10 protein-coding genes and 1 pseudogene are annotated in these 13,473 nt (G+C 61.6%); 9 read left to right on the top strand and 2 right to left on the bottom strand.

The features are described from left to right. The first annotated feature begins 29 nt into the window (after positions 1–29). From M8997_RS07685 to M8997_RS07655, 7 genes and pseudogenes are all read left to right on the top strand, one after another. Positions 30–902: a carbohydrate ABC transporter permease gene (locus M8997_RS07685; RefSeq protein WP_250019419.1), complete on the top strand. Its 873-nt coding sequence runs from the start codon at positions 30–32 to the stop codon at positions 900–902. Position 903: 1 nt separating this feature from the next. Then, positions 904–1,734, top strand: coding sequence for a carbohydrate ABC transporter permease (locus tag M8997_RS07680; RefSeq protein ID WP_250019418.1), 831 nt, complete (start codon positions 904–906; stop codon positions 1,732–1,734). Positions 1,735–1,775: 41 nt separating this feature from the next. Then, positions 1,776–2,783: an ABC transporter ATP-binding protein gene (locus M8997_RS07675; RefSeq protein ID WP_250019417.1), complete on the top strand. Its 1,008-nt coding sequence runs from the start codon at positions 1,776–1,778 to the stop codon at positions 2,781–2,783. Positions 2,784–2,819: 36 nt separating this feature from the next. Continuing rightward, positions 2,820–2,912: pseudogene (locus M8997_RS07670) on the top strand (L-iditol 2-dehydrogenase); the annotation flags it as partial. A gap of 56 nt (positions 2,913–2,968) precedes the next feature. Continuing rightward, on the top strand, positions 2,969–4,447 hold the full coding sequence (locus M8997_RS07665; protein ID WP_250019416.1) for a mannitol dehydrogenase family protein: 1,479 nt from the start codon (positions 2,969–2,971) through the stop codon (positions 4,445–4,447). A gap of 55 nt (positions 4,448–4,502) precedes the next feature. Further along, a complete protein-coding gene (locus M8997_RS07660) occupies positions 4,503–5,189 on the top strand; it encodes an HAD family phosphatase (RefSeq protein WP_250019415.1) in 687 nt (228 codons plus the stop codon). Beyond that, positions 5,189–6,769: an FGGY-family carbohydrate kinase gene (locus M8997_RS07655; protein ID WP_250019414.1), complete on the top strand. Its 1,581-nt coding sequence runs from the start codon at positions 5,189–5,191 to the stop codon at positions 6,767–6,769. The genes M8997_RS07660 and M8997_RS07655 overlap by 1 nt, the downstream gene beginning before the upstream one ends. 46 nt (positions 6,770–6,815) lie before the next feature. On the opposite strand, the gene polA is transcribed toward M8997_RS07655, so the two are convergent. Continuing rightward, a complete protein-coding gene (gene polA / locus M8997_RS07650) occupies positions 6,816–9,746 on the bottom strand; it encodes a DNA polymerase I (protein ID WP_250019413.1) in 2,931 nt (976 codons plus the stop codon). 433 nt (positions 9,747–10,179) lie between these two features. On the opposite strand from polA, the gene M8997_RS07645 reads away from it, so the two are divergent. Both M8997_RS07645 and M8997_RS07640 read left to right on the top strand, forming a co-directional pair. Then, positions 10,180–11,568, top strand: a complete 1,389-nt coding sequence (locus tag M8997_RS07645; RefSeq protein WP_250019412.1) for a dipeptidase — start codon at positions 10,180–10,182, stop codon at positions 11,566–11,568. Positions 11,569–11,580: 12 nt separating this feature from the next. Further along, positions 11,581–12,198 (top strand): ribonuclease D, encoded by a 618-nt coding sequence (locus M8997_RS07640; protein WP_250019411.1) that lies wholly within the window; start codon positions 11,581–11,583, stop codon positions 12,196–12,198. 18 nt (positions 12,199–12,216) lie between these two features. Here the strand turns inward: M8997_RS07640 and M8997_RS07635 are convergent, their stop codons facing one another. Then, positions 12,217–13,353 (bottom strand): acyltransferase family protein, encoded by a 1,137-nt coding sequence (locus M8997_RS07635; protein WP_250019410.1) that lies wholly within the window; start codon positions 13,351–13,353, stop codon positions 12,217–12,219. Positions 13,354–13,473: the final 120 nt, after the last annotated feature.

Genomic DNA, 13,473 nt, shown 5'->3' with positions numbered 1-13,473 from the left:
CAAACGATCGCAACTTCGGAAACCCGACCATGGCAACGCTTCAGACACGCGCAACCGCCCGGCTCATGATGTCGCCAGCCGTCATCCTGCTGTTCCTGTGGATGATCGTGCCGCTCGCCATGACGCTGTATTTCTCGTTCCTGCGCTACAATCTGCTGATGCCGGGGACGGAAGAATATATCGGCGTCGTCAACTACCAGTATTTTCTCACCGATCCCGCCTTCTTCACCGCCTTGGGCAACACGCTGATGCTGGTCGGCGGCACATTGCTGATCACCGTCATCGGTGGCATATTGCTGGCGCTGGTGCTCGACCAGCCGTTCTTCGGCCAGGGCATCGTGCGACTGCTGGTCATCGCCCCATTCTTCGTCATGCCGACCGTTTCGGCGCTGGTGTGGAAGAACATGCTGATGCATCCGGTGAACGGGCTATTCGCCTGGATCGCGCGGACGTTCGGCTTCCAGCCGATCGACTGGTTCGCGCAATTGCCGCTGTTTTCCATCATTCTCATCGTCGCCTGGCAGTGGCTGCCCTTCGCCACGCTCATCCTGCTCACCGCATTGCAGTCGCTTGACGGCGAGCAGATCGAGGCAGCCGAAATGGACGGCGCCGGGGTGTTTTCGCGCTTCTATTACCTGGTTCTGCCGCATCTTTCCCGCGCCATCACCGTGGTGATCCTGATCCAGACGATCTTCCTGCTCAGCGTCTTCGCCGAAATACTGGTGACGACCAATGGTGGTCCGGGCATCCAGACGACCAACATCACCTACCTCATCTACATGCAGGCATTGCTGCAATTCGACGTCGGCGGCGCCTCGGCCGGCGGTATCGTCGCGGTCGTCCTTGCCAATATCGTCGCCTTTTTCCTCATCCGCCTCATCGGCAAGAACCTGGAGCGCTGATATGGCCCGGGCAGTCAAGACGCGTACGAAACTCACCTTCACCATCATCGGCTGGACGATCGGCTTCCTGATCTTCTTTCCGATCCTCTGGACCTTCCTGACCAGCTTCAAGAGCGAGGGCACGGCGATAGCGACGCCGCCGCAATTCCTCTTCTTCGACTGGACGCTCGAAAATTATCACGAGGTGCAGAGCCGGTCCGACTATGGCAAGCATGTGATGAACTCCATCGTCATTTCAGTCGGCTCCACGTTGCTCGGTCTGCTGCTGGCCATCCCTGCTGCCTGGGCCATGGCCTTTTCGCCGACGAAACGCACCAAGGACATATTGATGTGGATGCTGTCGACGAAGATGATGCCCGCCGTCGGCGTTCTCGTGCCGCTCTACCTGATCTTCCGCGACTGGGGCCTGCTCGACACCCGTATCGGCCTCGTCGCCGTGCTGACCATGATCAACCTGCCGATCATCGTCTGGATGCTCTACACATATTTCAAGGAGATACCCGGCGAGATCCTTGAGGCGGCCCGCATGGATGGCGCATCGCTTGCCAAGGAGATCGTCTATGTGCTGACGCCGATGGCCGTGCCGGGAATAGCCTCCACCATGTTGCTCAACATCATCCTGGCCTGGAACGAAGCCTTCTGGACGCTCAATCTGACGGCTGCCAATGCGGCGCCGCTGACTGCCTTCATCGCCTCCTATTCGAGCCCCGAGGGCCTGTTCTGGGCCAAGCTTTCGGCCGCATCGACGATGGCGATCGCGCCGATCCTGGTCATGGGCTGGTTTTCGCAAAAGCAGCTTGTCCGCGGCCTGACCTTCGGCGCCGTCAAATAAACAGGCCCCGTGGCGCGGCCAATGAAGATGGGAAACGTATCATGGGTAGCATAACGCTAGAAAAAGTGTCCAAGTCGTTCGGTACGACGACGGTCATTCCCGAAATCGACCTCGAGATCGACAATGGCGAGTTCGTCGTCTTCGTCGGGCCTTCCGGCTGCGGAAAATCGACGCTCCTGCGCATGATCGCCGGCCTCGAAGACCTGTCGGCGGGGCGCATCGTCATCGACGGCAAGGATATGTCGAACGAAGCGCCGGCGCATCGCGGCCTTTCCATGGTATTCCAGTCCTATGCGCTCTATCCGCATATGAGCGTCTACCAGAATATCGCCTTTCCGCTGAAAATGGACGGCCAGGACAAGGCCACCATCGACAAGAAGGTGCGGGACGCCGCGAATATCCTCAATCTTGCAAATTATCTCGACCGCCGCCCCGGCCAGCTCTCCGGCGGCCAGCGCCAGCGCGTTGCCATCGGTCGCGCGATCGTCCGCCAGCCGAAGGCCTTCCTCTTCGACGAGCCGCTGTCGAACCTCGATGCGGCCCTGCGCGGCAATATGCGGCTGGAAATCAGCGACCTGCACCATCAACTGCAAACCACCATGATCTACGTCACCCACGATCAGGTCGAGGCCATGACGATGGCCGACAAGATCGTCGTGCTCAATGCCGGAAGGATAGAGCAGGTGGGCTCGCCGCTCGATCTCTATCGCAGCCCGCGCAATGTCTTCGTCGCCGGTTTCATCGGCTCCCCGCGCATGAACCTGATCGAGGGGCCGGAAGCCGCCCGCCACGACGCGGCGACGCTCGGCGTGCGGCCGGAGCATGTGAAGATATCCACCACCGAAGGGGCGTGGAAAGGCACCGTCGGCGTCAGCGAGCATCTCGGCTCCGATACGTTCATCCACGTCCAGACGGAAAGCGCCGGCAAGATCACCGTGCGGACCGATGGCGACTTCACCGCCGAACACGGGCAGCCGGTCTATCTGACGCCCGACGCCCCGCGCATGCACAGGTTCGGCGCCGATGGCCAGGCCATCCAGAGGACGTAAGGCAATATGGACAGACTGGCAGGAAAGACGGCCCTCATCACCGGATCGGCGGTCTTTCTCGCCAGCAGCGAGAGCGATTACGTCGTGGCGCAGACATACAATGTCGACGGCGGCAACTGGATGAGCTGACCGCCCGCCCGAAAGGCGGACGGATAAGCGGTATGAAGCATGAGAGGTCGAATCCGATGACTGTCAAACTTTCCCAGGCTGGGCTGGACCGGCTCCCGGCAAATGTCGGCGTTCCCGCCTATGGCAGGTCCGACCTTTCCGCCGGCATCGTCCATTTCGGCATCGGCAATTTCCACCGGGCCCACCAGGCGGTCTATCTCGACGCCCTGTTCAATGCGGGCGTCGACCGCGACTGGGGGATCATCGGGGCCGGCGTCCTGCCCTCCGACGAGACCATGCGCCAGAAGCTCAAGGAACAGGACTGGCTGACCACGGTGGTGGAGCAGGATAGCGGGCACAGGGTGGCGCATGTCACGGGCGCGATGATCGACTATCTCGAACCCGGCAATGAAGAGAACACCATTGCCCGCCTCGCCGATCCCGCCATCCGCATCGTGTCGATGACGATTACCGAAGGCGGCTACTTCATCGATCCGGCATCCGGCCACTTCAATCCGCAGCACCCGGCCATCGTGGCTGATGCGCAGGCGATCGACCGCCCGAAGACAGTGTTCGGCCTGATCCTCGCCGGCCTCATCCGCCGGCGCAACGACAACACGCCGCCTTTCACGGTGATGTCCTGCGACAATATCCCCGGCAATGGCCATGTGACCTGCGACGCGGTCAGCGGGCTCGCCGAGCTCATCGACGGCAATCTGGCGGAATGGGTTCGGGAACATGTCGCTTTCCCGAACAGCATGGTCGATCGCATCACGCCTGCGACCTCCGACCGCGAGCGCCAGTTGCTGCAGAGCGAATTCGGCATCGAGGATAATTGGCCGGTATTCTGCGAACCCTTCAAGCAATGGGTGCTGGAGGATCATTTCCCCATCGGGCGCCCCTCGCTCGACCGGGTGGGCGTGACCTTCGTCAAGGATGTCGCTCCGTACGAACTGATGAAGATCCGCATTCTCAATGGCGGCCATGCGGCGATCGCCTATCCGGCGGCGCTGATGGACATCCATTTCGTGCATGAGGCGATGGAAGAGCCACTGATCCGCGATTTCCTCACCAAGCTCGAGACCGAAGAGATCATCCCGGTCCTGCCGCCCGTGCCGGATATGCCTTTCGACGAATATTTCGATCTCATAGTGCGTCGATTCTCCAACCCCAAGATCGGCGACACGATCCAGAGACTGTGCCAGGACGGATCGAACCGTCAACCGAAGTTCATATTGCCGACGACGGCGGATCGGCTGAAGGCCGGAAGCAGCATAACCGGCCTGTCGCTGGTTTCGGCCCTGTGGTGCCGCTTCTGCGCCGGCACGACCGATAGCGGCCAGCCCACGAATTATCTTGACGCCAGCGCCGAGCGCCTCAAGGTGGAAGCACTCAAGGCCAAGGACGACCCCAAGGCATTCCTTGCCATGACCGATATTTTCGGCGAAGTAGGAACGACGCCGGTTTTTGTCGAATCGTTCTCGCGCATACTCCGCACGCTGTGGCAGGAAGGCGCGCGGGAAACGCTGAAGCTCTATCTGGACGATAGGCTCTGACCGGCAGGTCAGGGGGCGTTGCAGGACAATGAACGGCAATTCGGACAGTGCAAAAATGACAATACCCTCCCTGGTCATCTTCGATTGTGACGGTGTGCTCGTCGACAGCGAGCCGATCTCCATCGCCGTCCTGCTCGAAATGATCGGCAAGAGCGGTGTCAGCATGACCGAGGACGAGGCCTATGACCGCTTCCTTGGGCGCAGCATGGCCACGATCAGCAAGGTTCTGCACGAGGATTACGGCTTTGCCGCCAGCGAGGCGGACCTCGAGGAAATGCGCAAGAACCTCTATGGCCGGTTCGAGCTGGACCTGAAGCCTATCCCCGGCATTGCCGACGCGCTGCGCCGCATCGATGTGCCGCGCTGCGTGGCGTCGTCGAGCCAGCCCGAGCGCATCAGGCTGTCGCTCACCTTGACCGGCCTCATCGATCTGCTCGATCCGCATATCTTCAGCGCCACGATGGTCAAGAACGGCAAGCCCGCGCCGGACCTCTTCCTTTTCGCGGCCAAGACGATGAATGTCGATCCGCGCGAATGCGTCGTCATCGAGGATAGCCCGGCAGGAATCGCTGCCGCCAAGAGCGCCGGAATGCGGGTATTCGCATTCACCGGAGGCACCCATTCCCGTGGCGGACGGCTGGAGGAGACGCTTGCGTCTCTCGGACCAGACTGTATATTCGCCGACATGTTGGAATTGCCTGATTTGCTCACGCAGCAGAAGGCCAAGCTGAAAGTTCCTTGATGCCTGAATATGTCTGCGCCGTCGATGTCGGTACAGGAAGCGCCCGCGCGGGCATAGTTCATAAGAGCGGCAGGCTGGCCGGCAGGGTCGAACATCCGATCGTGATGAACAAGCCTGCCACCGATCACGCCGAGCAGGACTCCGAAGACATATGGAAAGCCGTGTGCATCGCGGTCCGTGGCGCGCTCAAGGCCGCCGGCATCGCCGCCTCGGAAGTGGCCGGCATCAGCTTCGATGCCACCTGTTCGCTGGTCGTCAGGGATCGGCAGGGTGATCCTCTCACGGTCTCAACCACGGGCGACAATCGCTGGGACACGGTCGTCTGGCTCGATCATCGCGCGCTCGAGGAGGCTGATGAATGTTCGGCCACGGGGCACAAGGTGCTTGAATATCTCGGCGGCGCCATGTCGCCCGAGATGCAGACACCGAAGCTTATGTGGCTGAAGCGGCATCTGCCCGAGACGTGGGACAAGGCTGGCTATTTCTTCGATCTGGCGGATTATCTCAGCTGGCGTGCATCCGGCTCGCTTGAGCGCTCGCAATGCACGCTGACGTGCAAATGGACTTATCTCGCCCATGAGGAACGTGGCTGGCAGCCGGATTATCTGCAGGAAATCGGGCTCGACGACATGGTGGCAAAGGGCAATCTGCCGGAAAAGGCGAGCCCCGTCGGTACCGATGTCGGACGGCTCACTCCCGACGCGGCTGCCGCGCTCGGCCTCACCACCGATTGCCATGTCGGCGCCGGCCTGATCGATGCCTATGCGGGAGCGCTCGGCGTCCTCGGCGGGTTTGCCTGCGACCTCTCGCAGATCGACCGGCACCTGGCGCTGATCGCCGGCACGTCGAGCTGCCTGATGGCGCTTTCGCCCGATCCCATTCTTATCAGTGGCGGCTGGGGGCCCTATTACGGCGTGGCCCTGCCGGATATCTGGCTCAGCGAAGGCGGTCAGTCGGTGACGGGCGCGCTTCTCGATCATATCATCCGCCTGCATGGTTCGGTCGGCGAGCCGGATGGCGAGTTGCATGGCAAGATCGCCCAGCGCATCAATGAATTGCGCAGCCAGGAGCCCGATCTTGCCAACCGGCTGCATGTCCTGCCCGACTTCCACGGCAACCGTTCGCCGTTGGCCGATCCCCACGCCGTCGGTGTCATAAGCGGGCTCAATCTCGATGCGTCCTTCGACAGCCTGTGCCGCCTCTACTGGCGCACTTCAGTGGCCATTGCGCTCGGCGTGCGTCACGTTCTCGATGCCTTCAATGAGAAGGGCTATGCGATCGACACGATGCATGTGACCGGCGGCCATACCAAGAGCCCATTGCTGATGGAGCTCTATGCCGATGCCACCGGCTGCACCGTCATCACCTCCGCCGCCGAGGATGCGGTCCTCCTCGGAACGGCCATGGTTGCGGCGACGGCGGCGGGCTTCTATCCCGATCTGCCATCGGCCTGCGTTGCGATGAAGCAGGGCGGGCGCGAAAGGCTGCCCAATCCCGACGCCCGCAAGCGGCTCGACCGGGATTATCGCATTTTCCTTGAGATGCACGCCCAGCGGCGGCGGCTCGACGCGATCCAATAGACCGGGCCAAATGCCCTTTGGCCAATGGCCCTGAAGACCGCTGCCGTCAGTGCGCCTCGTCCCAATTATGGGCGGCGCGGGCATCGACTTGCAACGGCACCGACAGGGAGACGGCCGGCATCGCGGCATTCTCCATCACCTGCCGGATGATCGGCAGCGTCGCCTCGACCTCGTCTTCCGCCGTCTCGAACACCAGTTCGTCATGGACCTGCAGCAGCATGCGGGCTGAAAGCCGCGCATCCGCCAGTGCCGCATCCATCCGCACCATGGCGCGGCGGATGATATCGGCGGCCGACCCCTGTATCGGCGCATTGATGGCAGCTCGCTCGTTGAAAGCGCGCAATTGCGGGTTCGAGGAGCGGATCTCCGGATAATGCGCCCGCCGACCGAAGATGGTTTCCACATAGTCGTGCTGGCGGGCGAAAGCCTTCGTCGCCTCCATGTAGTCGCGGATGCCGGGGAAGCGCTCGAAATAGGTGCGGATATAGAGGCTGGCCTCTTCGCGCCCGATCGACAGCTGATTGGCGAGGCCGAAAGCCGAAATGCCGTAGATGATGCCGAAATTGATCGCCTTGGCCCGCCGCCGCACTTCCGACGGCATGCCTTCCACCGGCACTCCGAACATTTCCGAGGCGGTCATGGCGTGAATGTCGATGCCATCGGCAAAGGCCTGCGTCAGCTGCGGGATTTCCGCCACATGCGCCAGCACGCGAAGCTCGATCTGGCTGTAATCGGCCGAAATCAGCTTGTTGCCGGGACTGGCGATGAACGCAGTCCGGATCTTGCGACCCTCGCTGGTGCGGATGGGAATATTCTGCAAGTTCGGTTCCGAGGAGGAGAGCCGCCCGGTCGAAGTGGCGGCCATGGCATAGGAAGTGTGGACGCGCTGCGTGCGTGGGTTGATATAGCCGGGCAGGGCATCCGTATAGGTTGATTTGAGCTTGGTCAGCTGGCGCCAGTCGACGATCTTGCGCGGCAGTTCATGCCCCTCTGCGGCGAGATCCTCGAGCAGTTGCGCCGAAGTCGACCACTGGCCGGTCTTGGTCTTGCTGCCGCCCGGCAATCCCATCTTACCGAAGAGTATGTCGCCCATCTGCTTCGGCGAGCCGATATTGATCCGCTCGCCGGCCAGCTTGTAGATATCCTCTTCGATGGCGGCGGCCGATTGGGCGAGATCGCCCGAAAGCCGCGACAGAATCTGCCGATCGACCGAAATTCCCCGCTCTTCCATACGCGCCAGAACGGGAATGAGCGGCCGCTCCAGCCTCTCATAGACAGAGACGAGCCCATCGGCGACGAGTCGCGGCTTCAGTAGGCGCCACAGCCGCAGCGTGACGTCGGCATCTTCCGCCGCATATTCGGCAGCACGCTCGATCTCGACCTTGTCGAAGGTGAGCGTCGACTTGCCGGAACCGACGATCTCCTTGAAGGATAGCGGCTTGTGGCCAAGCCAGCGATCGCACAGGCTGTCCATGCTGTGACTGCCTTCGCCCGCATCGAGCACATAGGAAATCAGCATCGTGTCGTCGACCGGATGAAGATCGATGCCGTGGCGATGCATGATCAGCCATTCGAATTTCATGCCATGGGCGACCTTGAGCACCGACGGGTCTTCCAGCAGCGGCTTCAACCGGCTGAAGACGTCCTTCTCCGGTATCTGGTGCTCGAGCAGGCCGCCGCCGAGGAGATCGCCGTCGCGGCTCTTGTGCCCGATGGGGATATAGGCGGCGCGTCCCGGCCGCGTTGCCAGCGATATGCCGACGACATCCGCCTGCATGGGGTCCGAGGAACTCGTTTCGGTGTCGAAGGCCAGCAGCCCGGAAGCCATCGCCTCGTCGATCCAGATTTCAAGGCTCGCGACATCGCGGATGGTCGTATAGGTGCTGCGGTCGATCCGCGCGCCTAGCGACTCGTCCGTGCGCGCCTTGACGAGTTCGGCCGGAGTAAAGACCGCGTTGAGGTTGGACGGCTTCGCCGCCTCTTCGGCGCCGGTGCTCTCGGCTGCCTCGATCGCATCGAGGTCCGGCCCGCGTGCTTCGGCAACGGCGACGACCTTGACGTCGGCCGGATCGACGGCGCCGGCATCGACGCCCGTGGCTTCTGCTGCCCGCCGGGTCAGCGAATTGAATTCCATCGCTTTCAGGAAGGCGATCAGCTTGGGGCCGTTCTGCGGCTCGAGCCGAAACTCATCGAGCCCGACATCGATGGGCGTATCCGTCTTCAAGGTCACGAGCTGGCGCGATATCCGCGCCTGTTCGGCATATTGAATTATGTTTTCGCGCCGCTTCTGCTGCTTGATCTCGGATGCGCGCGCCAGCAATGTGTCGAGATCGCCGAATTCCTCCAGCAATTGCGCCGCGGTCTTCGGCCCGATGCCGGGAATGCCGGGCACATTGTCGGTGGAATCGCCGGTCAATGCCTGCAGGTCGATCATCTTTTCCGGCGGCACGCCCCATTTTTCGACGACGTCCGGAATACCGATCTGCTTGTCCTTCATGCTGTCATACATCGACACCAGCGGCGTCACGAGCTGCATGAGGTCCTTGTCGGAGGAAATGATGGTCACTTCCGCCCCGGCTTGCTCGGCCATGCGGGCATAGGTGGCGATGAGATCGTCCGCCTCATAGCCTTCCTTCTCGATGCAGGGGAGGTTGAAGGCCTTCGTCGCCTGCCGGATCAGACCGAATTGCGGAACGAGATCTTCCGGCGGGGCAGAACGGTTCGCCTTGTAATCCGCATAGATCTCCTTGCGGAATGTGGTGGAGGAATAGTCGAAGATGACGGCGAAATGCGTCGGCGTATCACGCACGGAGGTATCGCGCGCCTCACGCAGCAGCTTCCACAACATGTTGCAGAAACCCGAGACGGCGCCGACCGGCAGGCCATCGGATTTACGGGTGAGCGGGGGGAGTGCGTGATAGGCCCGGAAAATATATCCGGAGCCATCGACTAGAAACAGATGATCGCCTTTGTTCATGAGCGATAGGATTAAAGGATGACCTGCAAAAAGGAAATGCCATGCCGCGTTGTTTCACAGGCTGCTGACATTCGCGCCAGGCCATTGGCCAGCGCATCGGTGCGGCGCCATATGGTCACGGCTTTGTTACAAAGATGTAATCTTTTTCGCCCTTGAATTGCCACGGTTGCTCCCCCAAATCCAGGCTGTCGACGTTAGATCGATGTCCGGTCTGCAAGGCTCGTCCCCCGCCTTGTTTCCGGTCTGCAACCACCCCCATCCCCCCTCTCCAGGGCTGGTTGTAATGAGTGTAGTGATCTGGTCGCCTGTGGTCCCCCCGCCACGGCGGCCATTTCTTTTGTGGCGACGGGTCGTCCCATTTTTTTGTGCCACTGCCGGCAAAATGGGCTAAGAAGAGCTCCCTCATAGTCTCGCCCAACATTCAGGAAATCCCATGTCTGAACTCGCCCCCGTCCTCGATGCGCTCGACTCCAATCTCGACAAGAGCCTTGAGCGGCTATTCGATCTCCTGAGGATCAAGTCGATTTCTACCGATCCCGCCTTCAAGCCGGATTGCCGGAAGGCAGCCGAATGGCTGGTGGCAGACCTCAAGACCATCGGTTTCGATGCGAGCCTGCGCGACACGCCGGGCCATCCCATGGTCGTCGCGCATCATGACGGTCCGGATGCTTCCGCGCCGCATGTGCTGTTCTACGGTCATTATGACGTCCAGCCGGTCGATCCGCTCGAACTCTGGGAGAACGATCCGTTCGCGCCCGCCGTCAAGGACCTCGGCAATGGCCGCAAGGTTCTGACCGGCCGCGGCACCTCCGACGACAAGGGACAGTTGATGACTTTCGTCGAAGCCTGCCGCGCCTACAAGGCGGTGCATGGCAAGCTGCCGGTGCGGGTGACGCTGCTTTTCGAGGGCGAGGAAGAATCCGGCTCACCATCGCTGAAGCCCTTTCTCGAAGCACACAAGGATGAATTGAAGGCGGATTTCGCCCTCGTTTGCGATACCGGCATGTGGGACCCGCAGACGCCGGCGATCTCGGTCGGCCTGCGCGGGCTGGTCGGCGAGGAGATCGTCGTCAAGGCCGCCGATCGCGACCTGCATTCCGGCTTCTTCGGCGGCGCAGCCGCCAATCCGATCCGTATCCTGGCCAGGGTGCTCGCCGACATCCATGACGAGAACGGCCGCGTCACCATTCCGGGCTTCTATGAGGGCGTGGAGGAAACGCCGACGCAGATCCTGCAGATGTGGGAAGGGCTTGGCAGGACCGCCGAGAGCTTCCTCGGCCCCATCGGCCTGTCGGAACCTTCGGGCGAGAAGGGCCGCTCCGTCCTCGAACTGACATGGGCAAGGCCGACGGCCGAGTTCAACGGCATCACCGGCGGCTATACGGGCGAGGGCTTCAAGACGGTGATCGCCGCGCAAGCCTCGGCCAAGGTCTCGTTCCGCCTCGTCCACAAACAGGACCCGGCAAAGATCCGCGAAGCGTTCCGCGCCTTCGTGCGTGAGCGCATCCCTGCCGATTGCTCGGTGGAATTCCACGAACATGGCGGTTCGCCAGCGATCCAGCTCTCCTATGACTCGCCGCTACTCGCCAAGGCCAAGGATGCCCTCAGCGACGAATGGCCGAAGCCCGCTGTCCTGATCGCCATGGGCGGGTCGATCCCGATCGTCGGCGATTTCCAGAACATGCTCGGCATGGAATCCCTGCTGGTCGGCTTCGGCCTGGAGGACGATCGCATTCATTCGCCCAACGAGAAATATGAGCTGAACTCCTTCCACAAGGGGCAACGCTCCTGGGCACGCATCCTCGATGCGCTCGCCAAATAATCGGAACCGACCATGACAATTCGCTTTCACCGCAATGATCTGCCCAATCTCGACAATTACCAGGTCGATGCCGTCGCCATCGACACGGAGACGCTGGGGCTCAATCCGCATCGCGACCGGCTCTGCGTGGTGCAGATTTCGCCCGGCGATGGGACGGCCGATGTCATCCAGATCGACAAGGGCCAGATCGCCGCGCCGAACCTCGTCAGGCTGCTCGGCAATGACGGCATCACCAAGATTTTCCACTTCGGCAGGTTCGATCTTGCGGTGCTGTTCCACACGTTCGGCGTGATGCCGCGGCCGGTGTTCTGCACCAAGATCGCGTCGCGGCTGGTCAGAACCTATACGGACCGGCATGGCCTGAAGGAATTGTGCAGCGAACTGCTCGAGATCAACCTGTCCAAGCAGCAGCAATCCTCGGACTGGGCGGCGCCGCATCTGTCGCAGGCTCAGCTCGAATATGCCGCTTCGGACGTGCTCTATCTCCACCGGCTGCGCACGATCCTGCAGGAGCGGCTGGAACGCGACGGGCGGGCGCAGGAAGCTGCCGCCTGTTTCGAATTTCTCCCGACGCGCTCGCGGCTCGACCTCATGGGCTGGGACGAACAGGATATATTCGCCCATAGCTGATCTAGGGCGCGGTGGTGCCTAAGGCGCGGTGGCGGAAAGCTCTCCACTGCCGCGCGGACGCTCGATCTTCGCCCATTCCGGCCGGCTGAAAAGAAACTGCCCGTAGCCTGTGAGCTGGATCAGCCCGAACAGCACGACCGGGCCGAGCACGCCGCAGATGAGCGTCAGCAGCGAGATCGTGCCGATATCGGCGATGATGCCGGTCTTGAGCAGGATGGTGCGCGCCACAGCCATCGGCAGGAAGAAGGCAAGGTAGATCACGATCGAATGCGCCCCGAGCCATTCCAGCGCCCGGACGATGCCGCTGCGCCTGGCCGAGGCCAGCAGCGAGGATATCGAGACGATCGCGAGCGCACCGGCGCCTCCGGCGGCGAGCGAGATCACCGGAACGGTCGCCCAGCCGCCGAGCCCGCCTGAAACATAACTTTCCGGCGGGATGAAAGCGGCCAGGGATGGCGGCGCGTGGGTGAAGACCAGCCAGGCATTGATCAGGGCCCATGCAAGCAGAATGGCGAGCGCAACGAGACGATGTGCGCTCAACCGTTCCGCCAGCCGGAAGATGAGGGGGGCAAGGGCATAGCCCGCATAGAAATAGACGAAGCGGCTGCAGAACTCATCGATGACGAGCCAGCCGGTATGAACCGGCAGCGTTTCGAGAATGGCGGCTGCGACGAGCACGAGCCAGGGGTTCATATTCTTCAGCATGCGGGTGACGAGGAAGAACACCGGCAGCAGATAGATGAACCATAATGTGCCGAATGGCTGGATGAAGGCCAAGGCATAGGCGCCGATCACGCCCGCAATGCCGGTTTCGGCGGCAATGGCGGGCGCCTTGAACACGAACTGGATGGTGAGCCACAGCACGTAGAAATAGGCGAAATGCACGACCTTGCGATCAATATAGCGGATCCACGGCCGGTCGATGACAATGCCGAGGAAGAGTCCCGAGATCAGGAAAAAGTCCGGCATGCGGAAGGGTTGGGCGAATGCGACGACCGCGTGCATCCATCCGGTCGCGCCCGCTTCCGCCTCGACACCGAGTACGGAATGCATCATCACCACGAAGATGATGCACAGCCCCTTGGCGATATCCACCCAGCCGACCCTGGACTTTTCCACGCTGCTCATGACTTCCCCCGACCCCATTGCCCTCATCCCATGCAATTCTATTCCTGGAAAGTAAAAAACGGGTGATGGTCCGCGGGATGGCTCCCCGGCTGACAGGGAACATCGCGGCTTGGTGCTGGCCACAAAAAAGCCGGGCAATATGCCCGG

Source organism: Phyllobacterium sp. 21LDTY02-6 (genome assembly GCF_023554255.2).
In the GTDB taxonomy this organism is placed as follows: Bacteria; Pseudomonadota; Alphaproteobacteria; order Rhizobiales; family Rhizobiaceae; genus Phyllobacterium.
The sequence above is the reverse complement of the archived record's forward strand: the minus strand, read 5'-3'. Positions and strand labels throughout refer to the sequence as shown.

What these genes read in the sequence shown, in the direction of transcription:
- M8997_RS07685 (WP_250019419.1), top strand. Translation starts at nt 30, where the DNA reads ATGGCAACGCTTCAGACACGCGCAACCGCCCGGCTCATGATGTCGCCA.
- M8997_RS07680 (WP_250019418.1), top strand. Translation starts at nt 904, where the DNA reads ATGGCCCGGGCAGTCAAGACGCGTACGAAACTCACCTTCACCATCATC.
- M8997_RS07675 (WP_250019417.1), top strand. Translation starts at nt 1,776, where the DNA reads ATGGGTAGCATAACGCTAGAAAAAGTGTCCAAGTCGTTCGGTACGACG.
- M8997_RS07665 (WP_250019416.1), top strand. Translation starts at nt 2,969, where the DNA reads ATGACTGTCAAACTTTCCCAGGCTGGGCTGGACCGGCTCCCGGCAAAT.
- M8997_RS07660 (WP_250019415.1), top strand. Translation starts at nt 4,503, where the DNA reads ATGACAATACCCTCCCTGGTCATCTTCGATTGTGACGGTGTGCTCGTC.
- M8997_RS07655 (WP_250019414.1), top strand. Translation starts at nt 5,189, where the DNA reads ATGCCTGAATATGTCTGCGCCGTCGATGTCGGTACAGGAAGCGCCCGC.
- polA (WP_250019413.1), bottom strand. Translation starts at nt 9,746, where the DNA reads ATGAACAAAGGCGATCATCTGTTTCTAGTCGATGGCTCCGGATATATT.
- M8997_RS07645 (WP_250019412.1), top strand. Translation starts at nt 10,180, where the DNA reads ATGTCTGAACTCGCCCCCGTCCTCGATGCGCTCGACTCCAATCTCGAC.
- M8997_RS07640 (WP_250019411.1), top strand. Translation starts at nt 11,581, where the DNA reads ATGACAATTCGCTTTCACCGCAATGATCTGCCCAATCTCGACAATTAC.
- M8997_RS07635 (WP_250019410.1), bottom strand. Translation starts at nt 13,353, where the DNA reads ATGAGGGCAATGGGGTCGGGGGAAGTCATGAGCAGCGTGGAAAAGTCC.